The 26,143-nt window shown below is 53.9% G+C and carries 28 protein-coding genes; 10 read left to right on the top strand and 18 right to left on the bottom strand.

Features of this window, described 5'->3' with window-relative positions; all coding sequences use genetic code 11:
* The first annotated feature begins 48 nt into the window (after positions 1-48).
* Entirely contained in the window at positions 49-492 is a 444-nt protein-coding gene (locus AC07WB_RS19140) for a DUF3574 domain-containing protein (RefSeq protein ID WP_097095576.1), read from the top strand.
* A 71-nt stretch (positions 493-563) separates the two neighbouring features.
* On the opposite strand, the gene AC07WB_RS19135 is transcribed toward AC07WB_RS19140, so the two are convergent.
* The gene (locus AC07WB_RS19135; RefSeq protein WP_097097622.1) at positions 564-1,748 is read right to left on the bottom strand and encodes a NupC/NupG family nucleoside CNT transporter; all 1,185 of its coding nucleotides are present in this window, start codon (positions 1,746-1,748) and stop codon (positions 564-566) included.
* Positions 1,749-1,892: 144 nt separating this feature from the next.
* On the opposite strand from AC07WB_RS19135, the gene rph reads away from it, so the two are divergent.
* On the top strand, positions 1,893-2,609 hold the full coding sequence (gene rph / locus AC07WB_RS19130; RefSeq protein ID WP_097095577.1) for a ribonuclease PH: 717 nt from the start codon (positions 1,893-1,895) through the stop codon (positions 2,607-2,609).
* Between the two features lie 49 nt (positions 2,610-2,658).
* Positions 2,659-3,300 (top strand): orotate phosphoribosyltransferase, encoded by a 642-nt coding sequence (pyrE, locus tag AC07WB_RS19125; RefSeq protein WP_097095578.1) that lies wholly within the window; start codon positions 2,659-2,661, stop codon positions 3,298-3,300.
* An 87-nt stretch (positions 3,301-3,387) separates the two neighbouring features.
* Here pyrE and slmA read toward each other — a convergent pair whose 3' ends face one another.
* The 3 genes from slmA to coaBC all read right to left on the bottom strand — a co-directional run bounded on the left by slmA (position 3,388) and on the right by coaBC (position 5,757).
* The gene (gene slmA, locus AC07WB_RS19120) at positions 3,388-3,984 is read right to left on the bottom strand and encodes a nucleoid occlusion factor SlmA (protein ID WP_097095579.1); all 597 of its coding nucleotides are present in this window, start codon (positions 3,982-3,984) and stop codon (positions 3,388-3,390) included.
* A 116-nt stretch (positions 3,985-4,100) separates the two neighbouring features.
* A complete protein-coding gene (gene dut, locus AC07WB_RS19115; protein WP_400459248.1) occupies positions 4,101-4,559 on the bottom strand; it encodes a dUTP diphosphatase in 459 nt (152 codons plus the stop codon).
* Positions 4,537-5,757 (bottom strand): bifunctional phosphopantothenoylcysteine decarboxylase/phosphopantothenate--cysteine ligase CoaBC, encoded by a 1,221-nt coding sequence (coaBC, locus tag AC07WB_RS19110; RefSeq protein ID WP_494941014.1) that lies wholly within the window; start codon positions 5,755-5,757, stop codon positions 4,537-4,539. Before coaBC ends, dut begins: the two co-directional genes overlap by 23 nt.
* A gap of 185 nt (positions 5,758-5,942) precedes the next feature.
* Here coaBC and radC point away from each other — a divergent pair, with 185 nt between their 5' ends.
* From radC to mutM, 4 genes are all read left to right on the top strand, one after another.
* A complete protein-coding gene (radC, locus tag AC07WB_RS19105) occupies positions 5,943-6,599 on the top strand; it encodes a RadC family protein (protein ID WP_097095582.1) in 657 nt (218 codons plus the stop codon).
* Positions 6,600-6,842: 243 nt separating this feature from the next.
* Positions 6,843-7,079 (top strand): 50S ribosomal protein L28, encoded by a 237-nt coding sequence (rpmB, locus tag AC07WB_RS19100; RefSeq protein ID WP_007885297.1) that lies wholly within the window; start codon positions 6,843-6,845, stop codon positions 7,077-7,079.
* 11 nt (positions 7,080-7,090) lie between these two features.
* Positions 7,091-7,258 carry a 50S ribosomal protein L33 gene (rpmG, locus tag AC07WB_RS19095; protein WP_001051798.1) on the top strand — a complete coding sequence of 56 codons (168 nt, stop codon included), beginning with the start codon at positions 7,091-7,093 and terminating at the stop codon, positions 7,256-7,258.
* 69 nt (positions 7,259-7,327) lie between these two features.
* The gene (mutM, locus tag AC07WB_RS19090) at positions 7,328-8,137 is read left to right on the top strand and encodes a bifunctional DNA-formamidopyrimidine glycosylase/DNA-(apurinic or apyrimidinic site) lyase (protein WP_097095583.1); all 810 of its coding nucleotides are present in this window, start codon (positions 7,328-7,330) and stop codon (positions 8,135-8,137) included.
* A 1-nt stretch (position 8,138) separates the two neighbouring features.
* On the opposite strand, the gene coaD is transcribed toward mutM, so the two are convergent.
* From coaD to AC07WB_RS19050, 8 genes are all read right to left on the bottom strand, one after another.
* Positions 8,139-8,633, bottom strand: a complete 495-nt coding sequence (gene coaD / locus AC07WB_RS19085) for a pantetheine-phosphate adenylyltransferase (protein ID WP_494941013.1) — start codon at positions 8,631-8,633, stop codon at positions 8,139-8,141.
* Positions 8,630-9,406, bottom strand: a complete 777-nt coding sequence (locus AC07WB_RS19080) for a glycosyltransferase family 2 protein (protein ID WP_400459219.1) — start codon at positions 9,404-9,406, stop codon at positions 8,630-8,632. Before AC07WB_RS19080 ends, coaD begins: the two co-directional genes overlap by 4 nt.
* A 3-nt stretch (positions 9,407-9,409) precedes the next feature.
* Complete coding sequence (gene waaA, locus AC07WB_RS19075; RefSeq protein ID WP_097095586.1) at positions 9,410-10,684, bottom strand: lipid IV(A) 3-deoxy-D-manno-octulosonic acid transferase; 1,275 nt, start codon at positions 10,682-10,684, stop codon at positions 9,410-9,412.
* An 85-nt stretch (positions 10,685-10,769) separates the two neighbouring features.
* Positions 10,770-11,903: a glycosyltransferase family 4 protein gene (locus AC07WB_RS19070; protein WP_494941012.1), complete on the bottom strand. Its 1,134-nt coding sequence runs from the start codon at positions 11,901-11,903 to the stop codon at positions 10,770-10,772.
* Positions 11,896-12,972, bottom strand: coding sequence for a putative lipopolysaccharide heptosyltransferase III (gene rfaQ, locus AC07WB_RS19065; protein WP_097095588.1), 1,077 nt, complete (start codon positions 12,970-12,972; stop codon positions 11,896-11,898). The genes AC07WB_RS19070 and rfaQ overlap by 8 nt, the downstream gene beginning before the upstream one ends.
* A gap of 73 nt (positions 12,973-13,045) precedes the next feature.
* Entirely contained in the window at positions 13,046-14,047 is a 1,002-nt protein-coding gene (locus tag AC07WB_RS19060; RefSeq protein ID WP_494941011.1) for a glycosyltransferase, read from the bottom strand.
* Positions 14,044-15,153, bottom strand: coding sequence for a glycosyltransferase family 9 protein (locus AC07WB_RS19055; protein ID WP_494941010.1), 1,110 nt, complete (start codon positions 15,151-15,153; stop codon positions 14,044-14,046). The genes AC07WB_RS19060 and AC07WB_RS19055 overlap by 4 nt, the downstream gene beginning before the upstream one ends.
* Positions 15,154-15,195: 42 nt before the next feature.
* Complete coding sequence (locus tag AC07WB_RS19050; RefSeq protein ID WP_494941009.1) at positions 15,196-16,320, bottom strand: glycosyltransferase; 1,125 nt, start codon at positions 16,318-16,320, stop codon at positions 15,196-15,198.
* Between the two features lie 319 nt (positions 16,321-16,639).
* On the opposite strand from AC07WB_RS19050, the gene AC07WB_RS19045 reads away from it, so the two are divergent.
* On the top strand, positions 16,640-17,611 hold the full coding sequence (locus AC07WB_RS19045) for a polysaccharide deacetylase family protein (protein WP_400459206.1): 972 nt from the start codon (positions 16,640-16,642) through the stop codon (positions 17,609-17,611).
* A gap of 19 nt (positions 17,612-17,630) precedes the next feature.
* Here AC07WB_RS19045 and rfaC read toward each other — a convergent pair whose 3' ends face one another.
* The 3 genes from rfaC to rfaD are packed head-to-tail and all read right to left on the bottom strand — an operon-like array spanning position 17,631 to position 20,595.
* On the bottom strand, positions 17,631-18,599 hold the full coding sequence (gene rfaC / locus AC07WB_RS19040; RefSeq protein ID WP_097095592.1) for a lipopolysaccharide heptosyltransferase RfaC: 969 nt from the start codon (positions 18,597-18,599) through the stop codon (positions 17,631-17,633).
* A 2-nt stretch (positions 18,600-18,601) separates the two neighbouring features.
* On the bottom strand, positions 18,602-19,645 hold the full coding sequence (rfaF, locus tag AC07WB_RS19035) for an ADP-heptose--LPS heptosyltransferase RfaF (protein ID WP_494941008.1): 1,044 nt from the start codon (positions 19,643-19,645) through the stop codon (positions 18,602-18,604).
* A 17-nt stretch (positions 19,646-19,662) separates the two neighbouring features.
* A complete protein-coding gene (gene rfaD / locus AC07WB_RS19030) occupies positions 19,663-20,595 on the bottom strand; it encodes an ADP-glyceromanno-heptose 6-epimerase (RefSeq protein WP_097095594.1) in 933 nt (310 codons plus the stop codon).
* Between the two features lie 231 nt (positions 20,596-20,826).
* Between rfaD and AC07WB_RS19025 the strand changes: the two genes are divergently transcribed.
* Complete coding sequence (locus AC07WB_RS19025; protein WP_400459200.1) at positions 20,827-22,035, top strand: glycine C-acetyltransferase; 1,209 nt, start codon at positions 20,827-20,829, stop codon at positions 22,033-22,035.
* Positions 22,032-23,060 carry an L-threonine 3-dehydrogenase gene (gene tdh, locus AC07WB_RS19020; RefSeq protein WP_097095596.1) on the top strand — a complete coding sequence of 343 codons (1,029 nt, stop codon included), beginning with the start codon at positions 22,032-22,034 and terminating at the stop codon, positions 23,058-23,060. The genes AC07WB_RS19025 and tdh overlap by 4 nt, the downstream gene beginning before the upstream one ends.
* 30 nt (positions 23,061-23,090) lie before the next feature.
* Here tdh and AC07WB_RS19015 read toward each other — a convergent pair whose 3' ends face one another.
* From AC07WB_RS19015 to AC07WB_RS19005, 3 genes are read right to left on the bottom strand one after another with little or no spacing between them, the layout of a single operon-like run.
* Complete coding sequence (locus tag AC07WB_RS19015; RefSeq protein WP_097095597.1) at positions 23,091-24,002, bottom strand: hypothetical protein; 912 nt, start codon at positions 24,000-24,002, stop codon at positions 23,091-23,093.
* Positions 23,995-25,224, bottom strand: a complete 1,230-nt coding sequence (locus AC07WB_RS19010; protein ID WP_494941007.1) for a glycosyltransferase — start codon at positions 25,222-25,224, stop codon at positions 23,995-23,997. Before AC07WB_RS19010 ends, AC07WB_RS19015 begins: the two co-directional genes overlap by 8 nt.
* A gap of 11 nt (positions 25,225-25,235) precedes the next feature.
* Positions 25,236-26,141 carry a divergent polysaccharide deacetylase family protein gene (locus AC07WB_RS19005; protein WP_494941006.1) on the bottom strand — a complete coding sequence of 302 codons (906 nt, stop codon included), beginning with the start codon at positions 26,139-26,141 and terminating at the stop codon, positions 25,236-25,238.
* Positions 26,142-26,143 lie beyond the last annotated feature (2 nt).

Below are 26,143 nucleotides of genomic sequence, written 5' to 3'. Positions count from 1 at the left end.
CGCAACGCGCCTTTATGCTTAGCCCTCGTTCACTTTTGAGGATTCGTGATGTTCCGCTCCGTGGCTCTCCCTGCTTTATTGACGTTACTGCTGGCTGGATGTCAGACGCCTGTTACCTCGCATCAGCAGATCCCGCCGAATACGGCGCCGGTGGCGGTGTGCGGTTCTGGTGACGTGATGATGCAAACCACGCTGTGGTTTGGCATGAATAAACCGAAAGGTGGCACCGTGAGTAACCTTGAATGGCAGCAGTTCGTGGATAACGACGTCACGCCGCGCTTCAAAGATGGATTATCAGTCTACGATGCCAAAGGGCAATGGCTGGGCGATAACGGCAAGCTGGCGCGGGAAAACAGTAAAGCGCTGATGCTGATTCACAATGCAGATCGCAGCAGTTCTGACAGTATTAATGGATTGCGTGAGGTCTACAAAAAGCGCTTTGAGCAGGAATCCGTGATGCGCGTTGATTCACTGGTGTGCGTGGCGTTTTAACGGTTGAGCTTGACCCGACGTTTATATCGCGAGGCTTTGGTAGGGTGCGCATTGCTGCGCACCCAAATACATCAGATAAACAGCCCAGCGAATGCGGCGGAGAGCAAACTCACCAGCGTGGAGCCATAAACCAGCTTCCAGCCAAATCGTGAGACCACGTTGCCCTGTTTCTCGTTCAGGCCTTTAATGGCACCGGCAACAATGCCAATCGAAGCGAAGTTAGCAAAAGATACCAGGAACACCGACAGAATCCCCAGACCGCGCGGCGTCATCTCCGCTGCCACTTTCTTCAGCTCAATCATCGCCACAAACTCGTTCGCCACCAGCTTGGTAGCCATAATACTTGCCGCCTGTAGCGCATCGGCGGACGGAATTCCCACCAGCCAGGCAAACGGATAGAAAACGTAACCGAGCAGCTGCTGGAAACTGTAGCCAAATACCGTGGCAAACAGCGCGTTGATGGCCGCAATCAGCGCGATAAAGCCAATCAGCATCGCCAGGATGATCATCGCCACTTTAAAGCCGGCGAGAATGTATTCGCCTAGCATCTCAAAGAAACTCTGATCTTCGTGCAGCTTATCCAGCGCGATATGTTCTTCGTTCTCCGGACGCGTCGGGTTAATGATCGAAAGAATAATAAAGGTGCTGAACATGTTGAGCAGCAGCGCCGCAACCACATATTTCGCGTCAATCATCGACATATAAGCGCCAACAATCGACAGTGAAACCGTCGACATCGCCGTGGCCGCCATGGTGTACATACGCGGTGCGGAGATATCGCCGAGAATGCCTTTATACGCGATAAAGTTTTCAGACTGGCCAAGAATCAGCGTGCTGACGGCGTTAAAGGATTCCAGCTTGCCCATTCCGTTCACTTTCGACAGCAGGGTGCCGACCAGCCGAATCAGCAGCGGCAAAATACGCCAGTGCTGCAAAATACCGATCAGCGCAGAAATAAACACGATGGGGCAGAGCACGCCAAGGAAGATGAATGCCAGGCCCTGATTCGCCATATTGCCAAACACAAAGTTAGTGCCTTGTGCCGCAAAGGTTAATAAGGTCTCGAAGAAGCCGCCCACCGCGGTAACCACCGATTGCCCGCCCGCTGAGTGAAGGAAGAACCAACCCAGCGCGGCTTCAACGACCAACAGTTGAATAATAAAGCGTGGACGAATCCGTTTACGGTCATGGCTGACCAACAGCGCAAGGGCAAAGATCACCACCAGCGCCAGCAGGAAATGCAGTATCGCTATCATCATTTATCTTTTTAAGGGAGGAAACGCGCATTTAGCCACAGCCGCCGCGGAATTTCATCCAGGATTGTGCCGATCGCGGGCAGGACAGCCGGAGATGAAGTCCGTATAATGCGCAGCCAAACCCAAGCAAGCCGGAGAGAAACCATGCGTCCAGCAGGCCGTAGTGCAGCAGAAACACGTCCCGTCACCCTTACTCGTCACTACACCAAACACGCAGAAGGCTCTGTGCTCGTTGAGTTCGGCGAAACCAAAGTGCTGTGCACCGCAACCGTCGAAGAAAGCGTGCCGCGTTTCCTCAAAGGCAAAGGTCAGGGCTGGATTACCGCGGAATATGGCATGCTGCCGCGTTCCACCCACAGCCGTATGGCGCGTGAAGCCGCCAAGGGCAAACAGGGCGGACGTACGCTGGAGATTCAGCGTCTGATCGCCCGTTCACTGCGTGCCGCCGTCGATTTGCAGGCGCTGGGTGAGTTCACCATTACTCTGGATTGCGATGTGATTCAGGCCGATGGCGGCACCCGCACCGCCTCTATTACCGGTGCCTGCGTGGCGCTGGCTGATGCGTTAAACGCATTGGTTGCGGCAGGCAAACTGAAAGCCAGCCCGCTGAAAGGCATGGTAGCGGCGATTTCCGTTGGCATCGTCGGCGGTGAAGCGCTGTGCGATCTGGAGTATGTAGAAGATTCCGCCGCAGAAACCGACATGAACGTGGTGATGACCGAAGATGGCCGCATGATTGAAGTGCAGGGCACCGCTGAAGGCGAGCCGTTCAGCCACGACGAATTACTGCAGCTGCTGGCGCTGGCGCGAGGCGGCATTGAGCAGTTGATTCAGGCGCAGAAAGCGGCGCTAACCAATTGATGTAACAGGCGACCATAGAGTCGCCTTTTCTTTATTTGAGGAGTGAGAAATGAAAGCCTGGCAGCGTCAGTTTATTGAATTCGCCCTGAACAAAGGGGTGCTGAAGTTTGGAGAGTTCACCCTAAAATCGGGGCGTAAAAGTCCCTATTTCTTTAACGCCGGCCTGTTTAATACCGGCCGTGATTTAGCGCTGCTGGGACGTTTCTATGCGCAGGCGCTGGTGGATGGCGGCGTTGATTTCGATCTGCTGTTTGGCCCAGCGTATAAAGGCATTCCGATTGCCACCACCACCGCAGTGGCGCTGGCCGATCATCACGAGCGCGACGTGCCTTACTGCTTCAACCGTAAAGAAGCCAAAGATCACGGCGAAGGTGGTTTGCTGGTGGGCAGCCCGCTGCAGGGTAAAGTGATGCTGGTGGATGATGTGATCACCGCTGGCACAGCGATCCGTGAATCAATGGATATCATCAGCGCGCACAACGCCACGTTAGCGGGCGTATTGATTTCGCTGGATCGTCAGGAACGTGGTCGCGGCGATATTTCAGCGATTCAGGAAGTCGAGCGCGATTATAAGTGCAAAGTCACCGCGATTATCACGCTGGCCGAGCTGATTGATTATCTGGAAGAGAAGCCGGAGATGGCCGACCATCTGGCGAAAGTACGCGCGTATCGCAAAGAGTATGGGATTTAACCACCAGACAATGGTGCGATTTATTATGAGGTTGCCATGAATGGCAACCCTACGACATCAGGTCGGCATTGATGCCGACCTGATGTTTTAAACCAGCTGCGCAGCCATCAACGGCCAGCGGCTATCGAAATCAGCGGTTGGACGAAAGCGGAATTCGGAACGCACATAGCGCGACAGCAGTCCCTCACAGAACGCCAGCAGCTGGCTCGCCAGTAGCGTTTCGTCGTTCTGGAAACCTTCTCCATCACGCATTTTCTTTTCGCGCATCACCTGACGCAGCTGCACTTCAATGCGCTCAAACAGCTGATTGATCCGCCCCTGCAGGCGATCCTGTTCGAACATCAGCGCGTGGCCGGTCAAAATACGCGTCAGCCCCGGATTACGCTCACCAAATCCCAAAATCAGCTGCACGATTAAACGCAGTCGCGTCAGCGTCTCTTTTTCGTCTTTCAGGATCAGATTGATGCGGGTAATCAGACTGTCTTCAATAAACTCAATGAGGCTATCGAACATGCGCGTTTTGCTGGGAAAGTGGCGGTACAATGCCGCTTCCGAAACGCCTACATTGGCTGCCAGCTTGGCGGTGGTGATGCGCTGACTGCCATCGCTCGACTCCAGCATTTGCGCCAGCGCCTGCAAAATCTCTTCGCGACGATTCCGTTTCGCGACTTTTTTTTCTGCCATGACCTTCAACACCCCTGAAATTCACCAAAAACAGGCAATACTGCCTCATCTGCCACAGACAAAGCGGCCTGTGGCGACAAGAAATAAAAAGATGGCTAAGCGAAAAGTGTCGCGTGTTACTGACGGCCTGAGTGACCGAAGCCGCCCGCGCCGCGGTCGCTGGTGTCAAAATCGTCCACCAGGTTAAATTCCGCCTGCACAACCGGCACGAAAACCAGCTGTGCTAAACGGTCGCCTGGCTGCAGGGTGAAGCTGTCCTGGCCGCGGTTCCAGACGGAAACCATGAGCTGGCCCTGATAATCGGAGTCGATTAAACCCACCAGGTTGCCCAGCACGATGCCATGTTTATGGCCAAGGCCAGAACGCGGCAAAATCACCGCTGCAAGGCTGGGATCGGCAATGTGAATGGCCAGGCCTGTGGGCACCAGCGTGGTCATGCCCGGGGCGATTTCCAGTGCGTCATCCAGACAGGCGCGCAAATCGAGACCTGCGGAGCCAGAGGTTGCATACGTTGGCAGCGGGAATTCATTGCCTACGCGTGCATCAAGAATTTTAACGTCGATTTTTTTCATCATAACGGCTGACAATCTCGTCTATTAATTGTTGGCCAAGGAGCGTCTTATCACTGAGCGGTAAGACTTTTTCTCCCTCCTGCCAAAAAAGGTGAAGAGCATTGGTGTCGCTATTGAATCCCTGACCCGCCTGCGCCACGTCGTTGGCACAAATCAGATCCAGGTTTTTTCGCACCCGTTTTTGCCGCGCGTATTCTTCCACATTCTGGGTTTCGGCAGCAAATCCCACAACGTAAGGGCGATGTTCCTGCAGCGCCGCCACGCCCGCGACAATATCGGGGTTCTTCACCAACTGCAGCGTGACGCTATCGTCGCCACCCTGTTTTTTGATTTTCTCTGCGGCAATCGCCGCCGCCCGGTAGTCTGCCACGGCTGCGCTGGCAATGAAAATATGTTGTTGCTGGATTTGCGCCATCACCGCGGCTTCCATCTCCAGCGCGCTATCGATATCCACGCGCTGCACGCCCGCTGGCGTTGGTAGTGCAACCGGACCGGCGACCAGCGTCACATTCGCGCCGCGTTTTGCCGCGGCGGCGGCAATGGCAAAGCCCATCTTACCGGAGCTGTGGTTGCTGATATATCGCACCGGATCCAGCGCTTCACGCGTTGGGCCGGCGGTGATCATAATGTTGAGATGTTGCAGATCGTTGACGGGCGCAGCCCATTCCAGCGCGTGGGCAACAATCGCCAGCGGGTCGAGCATACGGCCAGGACCGATGTCGCCGCACGCCTGGCTGCCGCTGTCGGGACCCCAAATCAGCACGCCGCGTTGCTGCAGACGCAGCAGGTTCTCTTGCGTAATGGCCGCGCGGTACATCTGCTGATTCATAGCAGGAACGATGGCGAGAGGCGCATCGCTTGCCAGGCACGCGGTGGTGACCAAATCGTTCGCCATACCGGCGGTGACGCGGGCAATTAAATCGGCTGTTGCAGGTGCCAGCACAATCAAATCGGCCCATTTTGCCAGTTCAATATGCCCCATCGCGGCTTCTGCAGCGGGGTCGAGCAGGTCATCAAATACCGGATACCCGGAAACGGCTTGTAAGCTAAGCGGCGTAATAAAGGCTTTGGCCGCTTCGGTCATCATTACGCGGACGTCTGCGCCGCGATCGCGCAACCGACGCACCAGTTCCGGCGCTTTATAGGCCGCAATGCCGCCGCTGACGCCCAGCAGAATTTTCTTTCCGGCTAATCCCATCATGTTCTTCGCCTCAAAGCAGATTGCCGCGTCACAGGCGGCAGATGCAGGCAACTTTATCACAAAATCCGCAACGCGCCTTTTCACTGCCTGCGGCCTTTGCGAGCCGGCTCTGAAATTCCGTTTTGCTTGCTGGCGCGCCGTGCGGCAGACGCGCAGAATCGCCGCAAAGCAGGGAGAGCAATGTCATGACGGAACTGGCACCACGGGAAAAGCTACTGTTAATAGGCGCGGAAAGGCTGAATGATGCTGAGCTGTTGGCGATTTTTTTGCGCACCGGTACGCGCGGCACCAGCGTGCTGCTGCTGGCGCATCAGATGCTGAACGAGTTTGGTTCGCTATATCGCATTATGACCGCCAGCAAAGAGGAGCTGGGGCAAATTAAAGGTGTGGGCAGCGCCAAGATGACGCAGCTTTACGCCATCGCTGAATTGGGGCGACGCTTTTTTGCCAGCCAGCTGGCGCGGGAAAATGTGATGGAAAATCCGCAGGTGACGCGCCATTACCTACAAAGCGTGCTGGCCCATCAGGAACGAGAAGTGTTTATGGCGCTGTTTCTGGATAATCAGCATCGCGTGTTGCAGGCGCAAAAGATGTTTTCGGGTTCGATTGCCAGCGTGGAGGTGCATCCGCGTGAAATTGTGCGCGAAGCCTTGAAGCTTAACGCTGCGGCGGTGATTCTGGCGCACAATCACCCCTCGGGCGTCGCTGAACCGAGCCGGGCCGATCGCGATATTACCGCGAAAATTGGCCAGGCCTGCGCGCTGCTCAATATCCGTTTACTTGATCATCTGGTGATCGGTCACGGCGAGTTTACCTCTTTCGCTGAGCGGGGTTGGTTGTAATTCATCGATTCAATTGAACAGAAATGAGGCATTTTTGCGCGATCCAGAGGGATCTTTATCTGTTCGGGACTTGAGCACTCAGGCTGAGCGGCGTATACTACGCCACCTTTGAGAATCTCGGGTTTGGCGTTTGGGCCAGCTTAGCGGGTTCACATGGAACTCGCCTGGGCGGGCTAAGGCCTGACGAGGCGGCCAAAACCTAGTTTTTAAAGCTCGAGCTGATTTGATTTTTGGAGAATAGAAATGTCACGAGTCTGCCAGGTAACTGGAAAGCGTCCGGTAACGGGTAACAACCGTTCCCACGCAATGAACGCGACGAAACGCCGTTTCCTGCCGAACCTGCACTCTCACCGTTTCTGGGTTGAGAGCGAAAAGCGCTTCGTTACTCTGCGTGTATCTGCTAAAGGTATGCGTGTTATTGATAAAAAGGGCATCGATACGGTTCTGACCGAAATCCGCGCCCGTGGTGAGAAGTACTAAGGAACTGAATCATGGCTAAAGGTATTCGTGAGAAGATCAAGCTGGTTTCCTCTGCTGGTACAGGTCACTTCTATACCACCACGAAGAACAAACGTACTAAACCAGAGAAATTAGAACTGAAAAAGTTCGATCCGGTTGTACGTCAGCACGTGATCTACAAAGAAGCTAAAATTAAGTAATTTTAGTGTTCTTAGAAAAACCCGGCTTCGGCCGGGTTTTTTGTTTCTGCGATTCGTTGAGGAGATGAGATGCCTGAATTACCTGAGGTAGAAACCAGTCGACGCGGTATTGAACCCCATATGGTGGGTGCCACCATTCTGCATGCGGTGGTGCGCAATTCCCGTTTGCGCTGGCCGGTCTCGCATGAAATCCATGCGCTGAGCGACCAGCCGGTATTAAGCGTGCAGCGTCGCGCCAAATACCTGCTGCTGGAGCTGCCGCATGGCTGGATCATCATTCACCTCGGCATGTCCGGTAGCCTGCGCGTGCTGCCCGGCGAACAGCCCGCAGCCAAACACGATCACGTCGATTTGGTGATGAGCAACGGCAAAGTGCTGCGCTACACCGATCCGCGGCGTTTTGGCGCCTGGCTGTGGAGCAGCGATCTGGCCGGCAGCAGCGTGCTGGCGCATCTCGGTCCGGAACCGTTAAGCAGCGAATTTGATGGCGCTTATCTGTTTGAAAAGTCACGCGGCAAACGCACGCTGATCAAACAGTGGCTGATGGATAACAAAGTGGTGGTTGGCGTCGGTAACATCTACGCCAGCGAATCGCTGTTTACCGCCGGGATCTTACCCGATCGTCCGGCGATGAGTTTGAGTCAGGAAGAGGCCGAGCTGCTGGTGAATACCATCAAAGCCGTATTGCTGCGCTCGATTGAGCAGGGTGGCACTACGCTGCGCGATTTCCTGCAAACGGATGGTAAACCCGGCTATTTCGCGCAGGAGTTGCAGGTTTATGGCCGCACCGGAGAACCTTGCCGCGCCTGTGGTACGCCGATTGTCAGCGGCAAGCATGGCCAGCGCAGCACCTTCTGGTGTCCACGCTGCCAGCACTGAGTTAAGGCTGCGCCAGTCGCGCCAGTCGCGCCAGTAAAGCCTTGTGCACCACGGCAGGCAGGAATGCCTGCACGTCACCGGCATGGCGTGCCACTTCTTTTACCAGCGAAGAAGAGACGAACGAGAAGCCCTCGGACGGCATCAGAAATACGCTTTCAAGGGTGGGCAACAGATGACGGTTCATCTGCGCCAGCTGCAGCTCATATTCGAAATCGGAAACCGCACGCAACCCGCGCACCAGCACGTTGGCGTTCTGCGCTTGCGCAAAGTTCGCCATCAAATCGCTGAAACCCACGACGTCCACATTGGGTAAATGTGCCGTTACCTGGCGCGCCATATCCACACGCTCATCCAGACTGAACAGCGGTTTCTTGCTCGGGCTGGCGGCAATCGCCACCACGATGCGGTCAAACATCTGCGCCGCGCGCGTCACAATATCCAGATGACCCAAGGTGAAAGGATCAAAGGTGCCGGGATAAATCGCTTTGGTGCTCATACGCGGCCTTTTGTTGAGGTGTGATGCAGCGCCCAGAGCGCCGAGTATTTGTTGAAGGTGTATTGCGCGTTCACCACCGCCAGAATCCAGCCCTGTTTGCCATCAAGGAAACCGGCGCGCAGCAGCAGCGTTTTCACGAACGCGCCGAGCGTATGGCTAAAGATAGAGAACAAGCCGCAGCGTTTGCCGCGCTGGAAACGCTCTTGCGCCCAGGCTTCGGCATAGTTCATTTGCTTGCGCTGGAAAGCGATGAGATCGCGGCAGGTAAGATGTTGCAGATCGCCCGGCAACGTCACCACCGGCGCGCCCTGCGTCTCCAGCGATTCATGTACCAGGTTGTCGTTGTAATTTAGCTTGCGCGGGTAGAGGCGCATCACGCGGTCGGGATACCAACCGCTGTGGCGCATAAAGCGACCGAGAAACAGGTTGCTGCGCCCCAGGCTGTAAACGGTGTCTGACGGCGGCTGAGCTAAAACCTGTTCAATGGCACGACGCAGTTCTGGCGTCACCCGCTCATCAGCATCGATCATCAAAATCATATCGCCGTTGGCATGTGCCTGCGCGCGCTGGCGCTGTTTGCCAAATCCATCCCAGCCTTCAGCCTGGTACACCTGTGCGCCATGCTCCCGCGCGACTTGTGCGGTGTGGTCTGAACTGCCGGAGTCCAGCACCACAATCTCATCCGCCCAGCTAACGGAGGTCAGCGCCTCTGGCAGCAGCTCAGCTTCATTTTTGGCGATCATTACCACAGAGAGGCGTTGGCGTTGCGACATGAGTTAGTGTGCTCGCGGCGGTAAGTGAGGTTCGAGTAACTGTAGCAGACGCTGTAAGGCGCCCTGATTCTGATGCAGCACTTCCACGGCATGGCGACCGTAATAGCGGCGATAATCGTCATCCTGCAGCAGGTTAGCGACCTCTTTTTGTAACGACACCACGTCAGTAACGGTAATCAAACCTTCGGCCTGCTGCAACTTGGCGCAAATATCTTTGAAGTTCCAGATGTGCGGACCCATCAGCACGGGGATCGCGTGTGCGGCCGGTTCGAGCGGATTGTGCCCGCCGCGCTCCACTAAACTGCCGCCAACAAAGGCGAGGTCAGCAATGCCGTACAGCATCATCAATTCACCCATGGTGTCGCCAATCACGACCTGTGTGGAGCTTGATGGAATTTCACCGCTGCTGCGTAAGATAAAACTGAAGCCACGTTTTTGCGCCAGGTCACAGGCATCTTTGAAACGCTCTGGATGGCGCGGCACCAAAATCAGCAGTAGATCGGGAAACTGCTGCAGCAGGCGCCGATGGGCATCGAGCACAATCGCCTCTTCGCCTTCGTGGGTGCTGGTGGCGATCCATACCGGGCGACGCGATGCCCACTGACGACGCAGCGTCACCGCTTTGGCCGCCAATTCCGGCGTGACCGAGATATCAAATTTGAGGCTGCCGGTGACGGTAAGATGCGAACGTTTCAGGCCAAGGCTAAGGAAACGGTCGCCATCTTCGGCGTTTTGCGCAGCAATCAGCGTGATACGTTGCAGCAAATCGCGCATAAAGCCGCCGAGCTTTTTGTAGCCTTTGGCTGAACGCTCAGACAAGCGCGCATTGGCAATCACCAGCGGGATTTGGCGCTGATGCAAAATACGGATGATGTTTGGCCACAGCTCGGTTTCCATAATGATCACCAGCCGTGGATTGACGTTATCAAGGAAGCGATTAATGGAGCCAGGCAGATCGTATGGCAGATAAACGTGGTGCACATCTTTGCCAAATGCCGATTGCGCGCGCTCGGAGCCGGTTGGCGTCATGGTGGTGACGGTGATCGGTAAAGTGGGATAGCGGTGGCGCAGCGCGCGCACCAGCGGCACCGCCGCCAGCGTTTCGCCGACGGATACGGAGTGCAGCACAATACCGTGCGGCAGTACTTTTCCAGCGCAGTAGCCGTAGCGTTCTGCCCAGCGCTTACGATAGGCCGGTGCTTTTCGACCGCGCAGCCACAGGCGCAGCCAGATGAGTGGCTGAATCAGATAAAGCAAGGCTGTGTATAGAGTCGTCATAGTTACCGTTACGACAGAATCGCGTCAAAAAACAGATGAAAGGCGGCATGTTATCAGAAACTAGCCGCCTGCTCATACCACTTCGTCAGCGGCTCTGCAGCACTTGCTGATAAAGTGAAGTCAGCGCCAGCGCCAGTCGCTGCGGACCAAAAGGTTCAATTCTACGTCGTGCGGCTTCACCCATGGCAGAATTGTGTGAAAGTGCTGGCGTGGCGATTACGGCTTCGTTTAACGCTTTGATATCTAACGCATCACAAACAAAGCCTTCCTGGCCTGCAGTGATAAATTCAGCGCCACCGCAGCCGGTGCTGGTGATCACCGCCAGGCCGCAGGCCATTGCTTCCAGCACCACATTGGGAAAGGGGTCATAAAGCGTGGGCAGCAGCAGCGCGTCAGCGGCATGGTAAAACGGCTGTACATCCTGCTGCACGCCAACAAAACGCATTCGATCCAGGCAGTTAAGCTGATTCGCTAACTGCTGATAACGCGACAGGTGCTTATCCTGGCCAACCACCACCAGATAGCGATCGCTTTTCGCTACCGCCTCAATCGCGGCCTTAAGTCCTTTGCGCTCAAAGCCCGAACCGACATAAATCATCACTGTGGCATCGTGCGGCAGGTTGAGCTGCTGACGTGCTGCGTGGCGCAATGTTTCGCTGGCGGGCTGGAAACGCTGGCTATCAATCGCATTGTGAATCACATGAATCTTGCTGGCATCGAGCGTGAAGTGCCGCAAAATATCCTGCTTCACCATCTCGGAATTACAGATCACCGCCTTCAACGCAGGCGCATTGAACATCTCGGCTTCCGCCTGCAATACGTAGCGATGGTAAGGGCTGAGGCTGGCGCTCAAACGTTGCCACGGCGATACAATACGCGCGCGCTGTTCCAGCCATACGCGATGCACGCCATCTCCCGCGCGGAAGATATCGCAGCCGGCGATGCGTTCGTGGCTCTGCACAATATCGAACTTCTCACGTTCCCAGCATGCCCGGGCGGCGCGGGCAAAACCCCGTTCGCGCGAGATGCGGCCGAATTTCGCCGGATTACAGATGTGCAGATGCCAGGCCGGATTCGGCGTGCCCTGCCAGCTGCGGGTGATAATGTTGAGATCGAGCTGTTCGCTATCCAGTGCTTCCAGCGCACGTGAGATAAAGCGCTCGGCGCCGCCGTCGGGACGGTATTTCTGCCTGACTATCGCCAGGCGTAACTTACTCATGCAAAAAACTCCTGGCGGCAGCGACCACATCCTCAACGGGAATAGCAGAAAGGTAGCGCTGTTGGGTATTGGTATCGATTGCGTCTGGCGACGGCAGCGGCCCATAATCGCCGGCCCAAATCACGCGGTTGTTCTCGCCCCATGGGCGCCAGTGTTGCAGCTTAGTTGGGCCAAACAGCGCAAGGCAGGGGGTTTCCAGCGCAGCGGCCATGTGCATGGGAGCAGAATCCACGCCGATAAACAGCTGCGCCGCATTGATGAGTGCGGCCAATTGCGGCAAGGAGAGTTGACCCGCCAGCGACACCACATTGTGGCTGCGGCACAGCGACTGAATATTAGCGATCATCGCCAGCTCTTTCTGGTCTGGTCCTGCGGTAAGCACCACGGTACGGCCTTCAGCGGTGAGCGCATCGATCACCTGTGCGACTTTGTCATCTTCCCAGCATTTAAACTGCCAGCGAGAAGTGGGTTGCACCACAATAAAAGGCGCGCTGACCGCGTGCTGTGCCAGCATGTCCTGCACCTTTTGCCAATCGGCCGCGCTGAAGTGCATTGAGGCTTTCGCGCCCGCGGCGCTGATACCCAGCGGCGTCAGCGCCGCCATATTCTGTTCAACCGTATGCAGCTGGTTATGATTGGCGGTGCTAACCAACTGATTGTGCATTCGGCGCCATAAAACATTGTCGCGCTTGTGAAAAGCAAAACCGATACGCACGTTGGCGCCGGAAAGGCCGGTAATAATGGCGCTGCGCCACTGATCGGCGAGGTTGATCACGAGGTCATAGTGGCAGGCGCGTACCGCTGAAATCAGGCGCATTTCGTGACGGAATTTCTGCCAGCCGCCCTCTTTCTTCCAGTTGCGATCGATAAAGTGTAACTGGCGAATGGCCGGATGCGCTTCCAGCATCGGACGGGTCTCTTTATACAGCAGAACGTCGATATTGGCCTGCGGATAGCGCTGGCGAAGCGCATTGATAGCGGGTGTGGTCAGCAGCATATCGCCGTGATGGCGCAGCTTGATCAATAGAATATTTTTCGGTGTAAATGGGTCTGGAATCGGGCTTGCCATACTCAAATGATCTCAGAATTCAGTCAGCTGATTGTAGGGCAAACCCCAAAAGCGTGAAAGCCAGGTGCAGCGCTTATTTCTTACGCCAGCGATAAATCCGACTCAGCCACAACAGCAGTTGATACCATTGCCGCAGGCCGCGTGCGTTACGCAGCATGCGTTTATGCGTTTGTGTGGCAAACAGGTCTTCAATCATCGCCAGACGCGCACTCTCTTCGGGTTCGCGACGAATGCAGTGGCAGACGCTGAGCGCCTCATGCGTAATCTGGGCGTGAAATGACGGATAGATTTTCACTTTATCGCGATAGCGCACGTTAATCTCTTCCAGCAATCGCGCAATTTTCAGGTAATGGCGCTGATACTCAACGTTGCGCTGGCCGGTGCGCTTACGATTGCTGATTGACGCATCGTGCATGTGGTAGCGATAGAAGATTTGATCGGTGTAGCGCACGCGTTTAGCGTTAAGCATCAGCTCGGTGGTCCAGGGGATATCCTGATGATGCAGGCCGGGTTCAAAATAGAGCTGCAGCTGCTCGATCAGTTCACGGCGATAAATCCCCAGCCATACCACGTGCATGTAGCGCCGCGTTTGCAGTGCCTTATTGAGCCATTCAGGGCCGCTAAGCACGCCGGTGCTGGTGAGGCGATCGCGGGGAATCAGCGGCTTTACCTGTTGACTGGCCTTAAAGAACCACTCCGCATTGCACTGCGCGACGTCGAGATTATCGCGCTCTGCCATTTCGACCAGGGTTTGATACATCGCCGGGTCCATGGTGTCGTCAGCATCCGGGAATGACACGTACTTACCACGCGCGACGGCCAATCCGGCATTGCGGGCGCGAGACACGCCCCCGTTGGCTTGATGAACAACGCGCACATGGTGGTGCTGTTGTGCATAGGCGTCGGCACGCTCGCCGGAGCCGTCGGTAGATCCGTCATCGACAATGATGATTTCCATGTCGCTAAGCGTTTGTGCCAGCAGCGCTTGCATACAGACAGTGAAATCGCTGCCCGCATTGAACATGGGAATGATAAGGCTGAGTAAAGGGGCTGATTGAGCAGGGGGCATTGTCATGCTGTTTTTGTGTTCTTCCGTCGCGCCAGGCGTTGTTGCTGCCTCGCGGTAATAAAATCATGAATATCATCCAGCTTCCGCTGATCCAGTTCAAACAGCTGTTCAGTGGGATGCTTAAATTTGTACTGCGCTGCGAAAACAAATGATGAAGGCGCAATATGATTTGGGCCAATCAGCAAGACATCGCCAAGAGGGCGCTGTTCTTCTACACAGCAAGGACCGTAAATCAAAATAATGGGAACGTGCTGCGCATCGGCAATATAAACGTTCCCCGAATCAGACGCGATATAGAAATCCATCTCGTTGATAACGGCGGGAACGTCTTCTAACGGCACTTTACCTACCAAACTGATCACATTCTCACGCGCGCCGACAACTTTATACAGCTCTTGTAGACGTGATTGTTCATTCGGTGCGCCAAAGGCAAAGAACTGACAGGGCAAATCGCTGAGATGATCAAACAGTCGCTGCCAAATAAGCGGAGGAATCGTTTTCGCCTGGTTACCGGCGGTGATACTGATACCAATTCGGATCCCATCATGCTGGAAAATTTCTGCAGGCAGCGCGTGAGGTTGCCAAAGCGGTTGTGTCGCATGTTTCGGATAGCTCTCTTTAGTAAAAGAACGATCGGCGAGCTTTAAATAATTTTCCAGCGTGAGCGTATTTTTTTCGTGCTGCACGACACCTGAAGCGGTGAGATAAAAAAGCTTTTGATAGCTTCGGCGACGATAGCTGGAAAGAAATTGCTTGTTACTGGCGTTACAGCAAGCGGCAATAAATAGATTGAGATTGGTCGGATGCAGCAGATAGATATTGTCGTAACGATTAAGTAATAACCATATTAATTTGAATTTCTTAATCAGTCCTGAACGATGATCTTCGATGTACCAGATATTTTCTAGCGTGCTGTCACGCGTCGCCAGAGCCGCTACGCTATGGCTTAGTAGCGCATCGCTTTTTCCCAAATGGGTTAATAGCGGAGTGATGTTAATAAAATCACCAATCTTCGCTGTTTGAATCACGAGATTTTTACCGGTCCTGGCATGGAAGATTTTCATCAACCATTTAACCGGTAAAAAAAGAATGAAGAGAATGGTATACGTCAACGATCTATCCCCATGTTCGGCCACACCGACATGGGGACCTGTTTAACCTGAAACGTGCTGAGTATGTGAATATGAGGGTTTTGCCGCTTCAGCCAGTTGCAAATAGTGCTGACAAACCACGTTGAGACTATAAATGCTTAAGTCCAGATGTTGCAACTCTGGCGGGTTTGCATAAATTTCGCGCATTTTTTCCGCCAGTGACTGCGCATTTAATTCAGCAAGCCCACGCGCAAGGTCACCGCTCATTATCGACGCCGGGCCACCAGGGCAACGCGTACTGACGATGGAAGTGCCGCAGCTCAGGGCTTCTACCAGCACATTACCGAATCCTTCGCTATCTGAACTAAGCACTAACAGACGTGCGTGGCGAATCCACGGGTAAGGATTGGCGTGAAAGCCTTCGAAGCGCACGCGCTCAGCAATACCTAAATCAGCGGTTTGCTGACGTAATTTTTCCGTGATTTTTTCACTTCCCTGACCCAATAACACTAAGGGAGCGCTGATACCACTCATAGCATAGGCGTCCAGCAAGCGATCGTGGCGTTTTGTTTCATGAAAACGCCCAACGTGCAGGACGAAATCACTGCCGGCCAGGGGGCAAGGTTCGGCGGCAAGGCGACTAATAAGATTGAAATCGAAGGGGTTGACTATCACACGCGTTTTGCTGGGCTTTACGCCAATATTCTGAACAACATCATCAATGACGTATTGTGAAACACCAATCAATTGTTTGCCTTGATAAGTCAGGCGTATTTTGAGCCGTTTAAGCCACAGCGAGAATCCTGATTTACGCTTAAGGTACGAGGCTGAGAAGACGCCATGCAGACAATACCAGGTTTTATTCGTATCCAGCGCGCGTGCGCGCCGCACAATGCGATCGGTTTTGTGTAGATGTGAAAGAACCAGGTCAAATTTTCCGTGCGTTGCTTCGCTTGCACGCACGGCGGCGTCAAGGAGATGCGCTCGACGATAAGTTTCAGTCAACTTACGCCAGGGACGAGAGCTGCTATCAATGATGGTCTGATAATCAACGCCGGATGGAATAGGGTAATCACACACCTTACGCAATGAAAAAAGCGACACCCGATGTCCCTGACTTATAAAACCTTCTGCCAGCGTCAGGACGACTTTTTCGGCCCCTCCTCCCGGCAGGCCATCAATCACCATCAGAATGCGCTTTGACAAATTCGTTACTCCTAATCGCCAGCCTGTTTTTAATGATACAAAAACTATCATCCCCGCTAAAAACAGGACTGAATATAAGATAAATCAATTTATTAGATGTGTTTGGTATTAAATAAATTCGCAGGGCATTTTAGCTGAGCACCCAGCGTATTCTGAACCTTATGTAGTTTAATTCACTCTAGTTTAACCGTGCTTATACTGCTACACACTTATCGCCGCGCCTGTCCGATGAAATGTTTGCCCTCATTCCCGGGCTTGCGTACCATAACGACGAGAAATTGCTCATTTTATCGGATAAGTTATGGATAAGCCTGCGTTTTTAATCACTCTCGATACTGAAGGGGATAACCTCTGGCGCAATCGCAGCGGCAAGGTTACCACGCATAATGTTCGATTCCTGCCGCGTTTTCAGTCGTTATGTGAGAAATACGGTTTTAAACCAACCTGGCTAACCAATTTTGAAATGGCGAGCGATCCCGCTTATGTAGAGTTTGGCCGCGATCTGCTGGCGCGGGGGCAGGGTGAAATCGGCATGCATCTGCACGCATGGTATAGCCCGCCAGACTATGCGCTAACGAATGATGATTGGCGCTATCAGCCCTATTTAATTGAATATCCTGAAGATGTGCTGCGTGAAAAAGTCGCTTTCATGACAGATTTACTGGAAACGGCCTTTCAGCAGAAGATGACCAGTCACCGTGCTGGACGCTGGGCTTTCAATGAAATCTATGCGCGCGCACTGCTCGACCACGGTTATTTGGTTGATTGTTCCGTCACACCGCGCGTTGACTGGCGTACCTCTTCTGGCGCGCCTCAGGGTAAAGGCGGCACCGATTATCGCCACTTTCCCGATCACGCTTATTATCTTGATGTGAATGATATTTCCAAAGAGGGCGACAGCGCGCTTTTAGAGCTGCCGATGAGCATCGAATATCGCTACGGTGCGCTGACCAATCAGTTAAAAAAAGTGTGGAATGACATTCGCGGCAAGAAACGCGGCCATTCAGTCAACTGGCTGCGGCCGGTTGGTGGCAATGTGGCGCAGATGAAGCAGGTGGCTGAGCAGACGCTCAGGCGTGGGAATGACTACGTTGAATTTATGCTGCACTCTTCAGAATTCATGCCGGATGGCAGCCCCACGTTTAAAAATGAGGCTGACATTGAACGTCTTTATGATGATTTAGAGCAGCTTTTCAGCTGGCTCCAGTCACGTACCCAGGGCATGACGCTAACAGAATATGCGTTATTAAAGCGCGATCGCCAGCCGAGCTGAATCAAGACGCGGTATACCTCTATACCGCGATTTCTTTCATCATTGCCGCGACATCCTTTGCCTGGATATCTGCCATGCTGTGGCCTTGTGCAGGGCGCAGCACATACTGATTTTTCCCATATCCACCAATGAGTCCCGGATCGGTTGGGCCGTATAAGGTGATATTGGGCCGATCCAGCGCCGCGGTCAGATGGCTTAAGCCGGTATCCACCGATACCACCGCGCGCGCGCCCGCTAATTGCTGCGCGACCTGCTCGAGGGTTAATTTGGCTAACACTTCAACATGTGAGAAGCCTTCCGCCAGACGCTGCGCGCGCTGATGCTCGTGCTCTGCGCCCCACGGCAACTTCACGCGCAGGCCCGTAGGTTGCATTAATTCGATTAACTCGCGCCAGTGCGATTCCGGCCAGTGTTTGTTGTCACGCGTGGTCGCGTGCAGAAACACCAGATAAGGGCTGCTCTCCGCCGGAAGTGACGTCAGGAAATGACCGGCAATGGCATAATCACCCTGTGTAGCCGGTTTTTCATAGCCGAGGCTTTTGGCAAACAGCTCGCGCGTACGTTCCACGGCATGCTGCTGCTTGTCGATTTCATGACGCTTGTCATACCACCAGCTGGCGAAAGGCTCGCGGGCACTGCGGCTATCCTGACCGTGCTTCACCCCTTTTGCCAGGCGCGTCACCAGCGCGGCGCTTTTGATGAGACCTTGCGCATCCAGCACCACATCATAGTCGCGCGATTGCAGATCGCGTTTGAAGCGCACGCGCTCTTCGCGCTGCTGGCTGCCAAACCAGTGTTTGCGCCAGCGGCGAATCGCGACGGGCAGCACTTTATCCACCGCCGGATGCCAGCCTGGAATCTGGGCGAAGTTCTCCTCCACCACCCAATCAAAGCGAATGCCTGGAATGGCCTGCATCGCATCGGTGAGCGCCGGAAGCGTATGCAGCACGTCTCCCATTGAGGAGGTTTTTACTATCAAAACGTGCATCTTTACTCCTGCACCGGATGCAACAGCGCGCTAAGCTCCTGATGAACTCGCGCCGGTTGAATATCAATCAGGCTTTGGTGATAGCCTTGATCGGCATCCCCTTTGCGGACTTTGTGATAACCGGTGATCAAGCGAATAATGCGCGCCTGATGGGACAACGGCGGGGTGAAATCCGGGCTGCTTGGGCCATATAGCGCCACCAGCGGACGGTTAAGAGCCGCCGCAATATGCATTAAGCCCGAATCATTACTAACCACTGCCGTGCAGTTGGCCAGCAAAATCACCGCCTGTTCCAGTTGCGTATCGCCGGCCAGATTCTTGCAGTGCGCACGCGCTGTTTCTGACAGCGTTTGTACAATGGTTTCGCCGGTTTCGCGATCCTTTGCCGAACCAAACAGCACCACCTGATAGCCTTCGCCGATCAGCTGTTCTGCCAGCGCGGCATAGTGATAATGTGGCCAGCGTTTGGCCGGACCAAACTCTGCACCCGGGCAAAAGCCAATTGCTGGACGATCGGCTGACAGCGCAAACTGTGCCGCCGTCATGCGTTTTTCGTCGTCATCCACACGCAGCTGCGGCCACAACAAGGGCTGCGGCAGCTGCTGCGCCGAGGCGATGGGCTTGTCATAGCCGAGCGCCACATAGCGCTCAACCATCAACGGAAACGCGGCTTTATCCAGCACGCGGACATCATTTAACACGCCATAACGCATCTCGCCGCGCCAGCCGGTGCGACGCTTGATGCCGGCGAAGAAGGGCACCAGCGCGGATTTAAAGGAGTTCGGCAACACATAGGCGCGATCGTAACCGCTCGCCTGCAGCGTTTTCCCAAGGCGTCGACGCTCACCTAACGCCAGAGCGCCATGACCGAGCGGCATCGCCAGTGCCTGATTCACTTCCGGCATACGCGACAGCAAAGGGCGGCACCAGGCTGGGGCCATTACATCGATTACCGCGTCAGGATGTTCCGCCTTGAGCGTGCGATAGAGACTTTGCGACATCATCATATCGCCGACCCATGATGGGCCAATAACCAGAATTTTCATCGCTGGTGCCGGTTTCCTTATGCGTTACGATTCAGCCAGGCCATATATTCGCCCACGCCTTGCGCCACGGTTTTAAACGGCTTGTCGTAACCGGCCGCTCGGAGATTGGTCAGATCGGCTTGAGTGAATGCCTGATAGCGGCCTTTCAGCTTGTCAGGGAAGGGAATGTACTCAATCTGGCCCTTCTGGTGGAAGTTCAGCACCGCATCCGCCACTTCCTGGAAAGATTCAGCGCGGCCGGTACCGCAGTTGTAGATACCAGAAACGCCGTTCTCCCAGCACCACAGATTCACGGCGACCACGTCATCAACATGGATGAAGTCGCGGCGGAAAGCGTCGCTGCCTTCAAACAGCTTCGGATTTTCATCGTTGCTGATCTGCGTGTTGAGGTGGAAGGCCACGCTCGCCATGCTGCCTTTGTGGCCTTCGCGCGGACCATACACGTTGAAGTAGCGGAAACCGCACACCGGTGATTCGGCTTCTGGCAGAATCTGGCGCACATAGTGATCGAACAACATTTTCGAGTAGCCATAGACGTTCAGCGGCTGCTCGTATTGGCGCTCTTCAATGAAGTTTTCATTGCGGCCACCGTAGGTCGCGGCGGAAGAGGCATACAGGAACGGGATTTCACGCTCAAGACAGAAGTGAAGCAGATCTTTCGAGTACTGATAGTTGTTGTCCATCATGTACTTGCCATCCCATTCGGTGGTCGCGGAGCACGCACCTTCATGGAACACGGCTTCGATAGGGCCCAGATCTTCGCCGGACATGATATAGCTGAGGAACTCCTCTTTATCCATGTAATCAGCGATGTCCAGATCGGCCAGATTCACGAATTTGGTGCCATCCTTCAGATTATCCACCACCAAAATGTCGGTAAGACCGCGATCGTTCAGCGCTTTAACAATGTTGCTGCCAATCATGCCAGCGCCACCGGTTACGATAATCATATGCTTTGCCTTTAAAGAGTTAGGGTGAAACAGGAGGTTTCAGCCACGAATACCTACCATCATAACATTTCAACCAGACGCAGGCAGCCAGATGACTCCGTAAGCGCTGCACAAATCCTGTTCGCAGCGTGAACTATGCTGCAAAACCGAGATATTGCTGGCTGAAATATCGTGTCTTTGCTTTTCGATCAGTAATATGTGCCAAAATTTTGCTATCTAAGGAGCAGAATCATGTCCAGTCAGTTTTATTCGCAAATCCGCCAACAGCTTGAGACAACACGTCAGGACGGATTGTTCAAACAAGAACGCACTATTACCTCGCCACAGCAGGCGGAAATCAATGTCGCTCACAGCCCAGCCGTCATTAACTTTTGCGCCAATAACTATTTGGGTTTAGCCAATCATCCGGCATTGATCCAGGCGGCGAAAGACGGCATGGATTCGCACGGCTTTGGTATGGCCTCGGTGCGCTTTATTTGCGGCACGCAGGATATTCACCAGCAGCTGGAACACAAGCTGGCCGCATTCCTCGGCATGGAAGACGCGATTTTGTTCTCGTCCTGCTTTGATGCCAACGGCGGCCTGTTTGAAACGCTGCTCAGCGCGGAAGACGCGATTATTTCGGACGCGCTTAATCACGCATCGATCATTGACGGCGTACGCCTGTGCAAAGCGCAGCGCTATCGTTACGCCAATAATGATATGAGCGAGCTGCGCGCGCGCTTGCAGGAAGCTCGCGACAAGGGCGCGCGCCACATTCTGATCGCCACCGACGGCGTCTTTTCTATGGATGGCGTGATCGCCAATCTGCAGGGGATTTGCGACCTGGCCGATGAGTTTGATGCACTGGTGATGGTGGATGATTCGCATGCGGTGGGCTTTGTCGGTTCGGCCGGACGCGGCACGCACGAATATTGTGGTGTGATGGATCGCGTTGACATCCTTACCGGCACGCTGGGTAAAGCGCTGGGTGGCGCGTCTGGCGGTTACGTGGCGGCGAAAAAAGAGGTGGTGGAATGGCTGCGCCAGCGCTCGCGCCCGTATCTGTTCTCCAATTCGCTGGCACCGGCAATTGTTGCCGCCTCGTTGCGCGTGCTGGAACTGCTGAGTGAAGGCGATGGGTTACGTCAGCGCCTGTGGGAAAACGCCCGCTTCTTCCGCGAACAAATGACCGCGGCAGGCTTCACCCTGGCTGGAGCCGATCACGCCATTATTCCGGTGATGCTGGGCGATGCCAAAGTGGCACAGCAATTCGCGAGCCTGCTGCAGCAGGAAGGCATCTACGTCACCGGTTTCTTCTACCCGGTGGTGCCGCAAGGTCAGGCGCGTATTCGTACGCAGATTTCTGCCGGCCATACCCAGGCTCAGCTGGAACACGCTGTTGCCGCCTTTACCCGCATTGGTCAGCAGCTGGGCGTTATTTCAGGAGCAGGTAAATGAAAGCACTCGCCAAATTAAAAGCCGAAGAAGGTATTTGGATGGTCAAGGACGCGCCGATTCCGGAGCCGGGCCATAACGATCTGCTGATTAAAATACGTAAAACCGCTATTTGCGGTACCGACGTGCACATTTATAACTGGGACGACTGGTCGCGCAAAACCATTCCGGTTCCGATGATCACCGGCCACGAATACGTGGGTGAAGTGGTGGGAATGGGGCAGGAAGTAAAAGGCTTTGCCATTGGCGATCGCGTTTCTGGTGAAGGCCACATCACCTGTGGTCATTGCCGTAACTGCCGTGCGGGACGCACTCATCTCTGTCGCAACACCGTTGGCGTGGGCGTTAATCGTCAGGGCTGCTTCGCCGAATACCTGGTCATTCCGGCGTTCAACGCTTTCAAAATTCCTGACAACATCTCTGATGAACTGGCGGCCATTTTTGATCCCTTTGGCAACGCGGTACATACGGCGCTGTCGTTTGATTTAGTCGGCGAAGACGTGCTGATTTCTGGTGCCGGTCCGATTGGCATTATGGCGGCAGCGGTGTGTAAGCACGTCGGCGCGCGTCATGTGGTGATTACCGATATCAATGAATATCGCCTCGATCTGGCGCGCAAGATGGGCGTAACGCGTGCGGTGAACGTAGCGCAGGAGAATCTGCGTGACGTGATGGCTGAACTCGGCATGACCGAAGGGTTTGATGTCGGGTTGGAAATGTCAGGCGCGCCGCCGGCATTCCGCACCTTGCTGGAGGTGATGAACCACGGCGGCCGCATTGCTCTATTGGGTATTCCGCCGGGTGAAATGTCGATTGACTGGAATCAGGTGATCTTCAAAGGACTGTTCATCAAAGGCATCTATGGGCGTGAGATGTTTGAAACCTGGTACAAGATGGCAGCGTTGATTCAATCTGGCCTCGATCTTACGCCTATCATCACCCATCGTTATCACATTGATGAGTTCCAGCAGGGCTTTGATGAGATGCGTTCGGGTCGATCTGGCAAAGTGGTGTTGAGCTGGGATTAAACGATTCTCCGGCCAGACGGCCGGAGAGTTTCATTGCTGTATTTTTTCTGCGTCCGTCAGGTAGCGCACTTTGCGTGTGTAGTCCTGCCCCTTGAAGGTGAGCGGCTGAGTGGGATCCTGAAGGTATTTCTGCCATTCACTTAAAGGAAAACCCCCGTGTGCGCCAATGACTTCAGAGGGAATGGGCGCCGCGTGGCCGCCAATCTTTTTGGAAACGGGCCAGTTTGCCCACTCTCCCAGATTGATCGTACGAAGATCTAGCATATCCAGTAATACTGAGAGTGGCAGCTGATCTGTTGGCGGCTGATTGTCGTTCATGAGTTCCCACGTGTCTTGAAAGAGCGTTAACCAGAGTGGGCAAATGCGTTTCCAGGTTTTTCGCGTGGCGGCTAAATAGGCACCATTTACGTGATCTTCTAAATACGGTCTTATTGATGGTTTGTAATATGCAGGGATGGCATGCTCATCGGCTCCCTCCAGCTTAGCGATCATTTTTCCTTTGCGGAAACTGGAATAAAGATGCCCTTCATGCATATTTATTGTGGGTGATCTAAGCAGATTGAGGTCCGAGTCAATCATCAAAATCCCTTCGCCTTTAGCCTGTAAAGGGGCTTGAATTTTGATTAATCGACTGCGATAAATCTGTTTATAACGATAGCTTTCCTCACGAAAAGGAATATCCAATGTCGTTACGCGGGTATTTTTCGGCAGTTTACCGAAAGCCTGCTCAGGCTGATCGCTGACAATCACTATCTCCTCAATACCGGATGCAAAGCGACTGGCAAATTCTGCACTCAATAACGCTTCTTCGATATAGTCGGAACCTGTGCAAGGAATGATCACTGAAGTTAATGGTGTATTACCTTGCGTATCGCTCTGCGTGTATGAAATATTGTGGCGAGCGCGGATGTGTCGATAGTTTTTATTTAAAAATTCAAACATGCGTTCTCCTTTCAATACATTTTTCTAATATCATTTCGACACCAGAAACATAGTTCTCAATGGCGTATTGCTCACGCACGCGTAATTCAGCCGCCTCAATGAGGCGCTGGCGCAGTGCGGCATCTTGCCATAATGTCATCAGATAGCCGCTTAACTGATCAATATCGCCATATTCAAAAATCACGCCGGTCTCATTGTGATTAATTAACTCCGCCGTTCCTACCACATTCGAACCTATTACCGCCGTTTTCACCAGCATGGCTTCCAGCACCACACGCGGTAAGCCTTCACTGCGCGAGGCAAGAATAAAGACATCAAACGCGGCAAGATAATCCAGCGGGTTGTTTTGAAAACCGGTAAAAACGATATGTGATTCAATCATTTCTGTACCAGCGAGCTGAGCCAGTTTTTCCTGTTCGGGTCCGCTACCCACCACCACCATTTTCCATTTGGCCTCAGGATGAGCGCGTTTGAACTGGCCTAACGCCTGAAAAATGTGATGGTTCGCTTTACGCGTGATAAGTGAGCCTATTGAACCAAAAATGAATGTTTCTGGGGCGTAGCCCAGGCGCTCACGTACTTCTGCGCGGTCAGGCAATGTCTGGTGAATATCGATCGCGTTTGAAACGGTGAAGCAGCGCTGCGCATCAACGCCGCTCTGACGTAATGACTGGTTGACGCCGTGCGAGACCGCGATAACGGCATCAACACGTTCATTAACCCTCTTCACCAGCGCGGCGTTCAGTTGCGGTTCAATTCGGCAGTGCTGGATGAGCGCCACATCTAAATCGTTGACGGCGCAATAGCCTTCAACGTTGGTGCTGGGCTGGTTATTCATATAAAGCGCGTTGTATTGCCCAGCCCGCATAATTGATGAAATTGCTTTGGCATTGGGTAAGACACGCCATTTTTCGTCCACCCGAGCGATCATCTCTTTTTTCAGCGAACGGTTGAAAAAAAACAGCGTACGTAACAGCTCTTTACTCAGTTTTGCCCACATTGGCTGGCGACGTTGCGGGATAAAAATAACGGGAATGCCGATTGAATTTAAGATGGACTCAATGGTTTCGCTGTTGCCACGAGAATAGTTGTTATAAAAACAACAGGTGACAGCAAACTTCTGCCGATCAATGCGTTTAAGCAGTTCTAACATACTGTTAGTGCCGCCGCCCCATTCACGTCCGGTATCCAACAGCAAAATCTTTCTTCTCATTGAGTTCATTCATCCCGCTATCAGAAGAGCTGTTTAATGGATTTAACCAATTGGCTTTGCTCAATACTTTCCGTGACTAATTCAACGGCTCGGCTCTGCGGCACCGGCGGAACGGGCTTGCTCGGCTTACACAGACCCGGTGCGCGGAAGCGCGGATTCTCAGGTTTATCCGGCTTGGATGGCGGTAGCGTGGTGCCCTGATGCAGCGGTTCATTCAGCAACTGACTGGGGCGCACCAACGTGATATCGGCTGGTAAAGTTGGCAGCATTTGTTGCAACACGCGTACCGTGGTGGGATGCGGATGACCGATGGCGATGGCATAACCGTCACGCTGTGCCAGCTTAACCGCGCGAGTAAACTGCGTACGGATGGCGGCTTCATTCTGGCTATCATCGAGGAACACGCGGCGCTTAAGCACTTTGACGTGCGTGCCCTGAGACGCCGGGATCGATTGGCTGTTGCCAATGGTCATGCTATCGAGAAAGTAATAATTGTAGTGATTGAGCGCCTGCATCACTTTCTGCATGCCGGGCAGGCTGGAGGTCATTTTGCTGCCCATGTGATTATTCAGGCCCACCGCGTAGGGCACTTTGCTGGTGGCTTCACGAATGATCCGTTCAATCTCCGCGCTGCTCATCTCCGGCGTTAGCGTGTCTTTTTCCAGCGGTTGTTTACTGAGCGGAGCCATTGGCAGGTGGATCAATACTTCGCGGCCGCCCTGATGCGCTTTTGTCGCCATTTCACGCGCATGTGGCGCATTCGGCAGGACCGCAACGGAGATTGCCGTGGGCATTTGCAGCACTTTATTCTCTTCGGCGGGACGATAACCGAAGTCGTCAATGACGATGGAGAGTTTTCCCGCATGGGCGGAAAGTGACAAAAACAGGCCGCAGAGTGCGGCCGAAACTTTAGAGGGTTGAAACAAAA

This window comes from Pantoea sp. GW821-FHT03E06 (assembly GCF_059420725.1).
The sequence above is the reverse complement of the archived record's forward strand: the minus strand, read 5'-3'. Positions and strand labels throughout refer to the sequence as shown.

Bases quoted from the DNA above. Each gene is read 5' to 3' on its own strand.
- rph (WP_097095577.1), top strand. From the start codon at position 1,893: ATGCGTCCAGCAGGCCGTAGTGCAGCAGAAACACGTCCCGTCACCCTT.
- AC07WB_RS19060 (WP_494941011.1), bottom strand. From the start codon at position 14,047: ATGACAATGCCCCCTGCTCAATCAGCCCCTTTACTCAGCCTTATCATT.
- waaA (WP_097095586.1), bottom strand. From the start codon at position 10,684: ATGACGACTCTATACACAGCCTTGCTTTATCTGATTCAGCCACTCATC.
- AC07WB_RS19135 (WP_097097622.1), bottom strand. From the start codon at position 1,748: ATGATAGCGATACTGCATTTCCTGCTGGCGCTGGTGGTGATCTTTGCC.
- tdh (WP_097095596.1), top strand. From the start codon at position 22,032: ATGAAAGCACTCGCCAAATTAAAAGCCGAAGAAGGTATTTGGATGGTC.
- rpmB (WP_007885297.1), top strand. From the start codon at position 6,843: ATGTCACGAGTCTGCCAGGTAACTGGAAAGCGTCCGGTAACGGGTAAC.
- AC07WB_RS19140 (WP_097095576.1), top strand. From the start codon at position 49: ATGTTCCGCTCCGTGGCTCTCCCTGCTTTATTGACGTTACTGCTGGCT.
- slmA (WP_097095579.1), bottom strand. From the start codon at position 3,984: ATGGCAGAAAAAAAAGTCGCGAAACGGAATCGTCGCGAAGAGATTTTG.
- AC07WB_RS19045 (WP_400459206.1), top strand. From the start codon at position 16,640: ATGGATAAGCCTGCGTTTTTAATCACTCTCGATACTGAAGGGGATAAC.
- rpmG (WP_001051798.1), top strand. From the start codon at position 7,091: ATGGCTAAAGGTATTCGTGAGAAGATCAAGCTGGTTTCCTCTGCTGGT.
- rfaQ (WP_097095588.1), bottom strand. From the start codon at position 12,972: ATGGCAAGCCCGATTCCAGACCCATTTACACCGAAAAATATTCTATTG.
- rfaF (WP_494941008.1), bottom strand. From the start codon at position 19,645: ATGAAAATTCTGGTTATTGGCCCATCATGGGTCGGCGATATGATGATG.
- coaBC (WP_494941014.1), bottom strand. From the start codon at position 5,757: ATGATGGGATTAGCCGGAAAGAAAATTCTGCTGGGCGTCAGCGGCGGC.
- AC07WB_RS19050 (WP_494941009.1), bottom strand. From the start codon at position 16,320: ATGGTGATTGATGGCCTGCCGGGAGGAGGGGCCGAAAAAGTCGTCCTG.
- AC07WB_RS19010 (WP_494941007.1), bottom strand. From the start codon at position 25,224: ATGAACTCAATGAGAAGAAAGATTTTGCTGTTGGATACCGGACGTGAA.
- AC07WB_RS19015 (WP_097095597.1), bottom strand. From the start codon at position 24,002: ATGTTTGAATTTTTAAATAAAAACTATCGACACATCCGCGCTCGCCAC.
- AC07WB_RS19080 (WP_400459219.1), bottom strand. From the start codon at position 9,406: ATGTCGCAACGCCAACGCCTCTCTGTGGTAATGATCGCCAAAAATGAA.
- pyrE (WP_097095578.1), top strand. From the start codon at position 2,659: ATGAAAGCCTGGCAGCGTCAGTTTATTGAATTCGCCCTGAACAAAGGG.
- rfaD (WP_097095594.1), bottom strand. From the start codon at position 20,595: ATGATTATCGTAACCGGTGGCGCTGGCATGATTGGCAGCAACATTGTT.
- AC07WB_RS19070 (WP_494941012.1), bottom strand. From the start codon at position 11,903: ATGAGTAAGTTACGCCTGGCGATAGTCAGGCAGAAATACCGTCCCGAC.
- mutM (WP_097095583.1), top strand. From the start codon at position 7,328: ATGCCTGAATTACCTGAGGTAGAAACCAGTCGACGCGGTATTGAACCC.
- AC07WB_RS19025 (WP_400459200.1), top strand. From the start codon at position 20,827: ATGTCCAGTCAGTTTTATTCGCAAATCCGCCAACAGCTTGAGACAACA.
- dut (WP_400459248.1), bottom strand. From the start codon at position 4,559: ATGATGAAAAAAATCGACGTTAAAATTCTTGATGCACGCGTAGGCAAT.
- coaD (WP_494941013.1), bottom strand. From the start codon at position 8,633: ATGAGCACCAAAGCGATTTATCCCGGCACCTTTGATCCTTTCACCTTG.
- radC (WP_097095582.1), top strand. From the start codon at position 5,943: ATGACGGAACTGGCACCACGGGAAAAGCTACTGTTAATAGGCGCGGAA.
- rfaC (WP_097095592.1), bottom strand. From the start codon at position 18,599: ATGCACGTTTTGATAGTAAAAACCTCCTCAATGGGAGACGTGCTGCAT.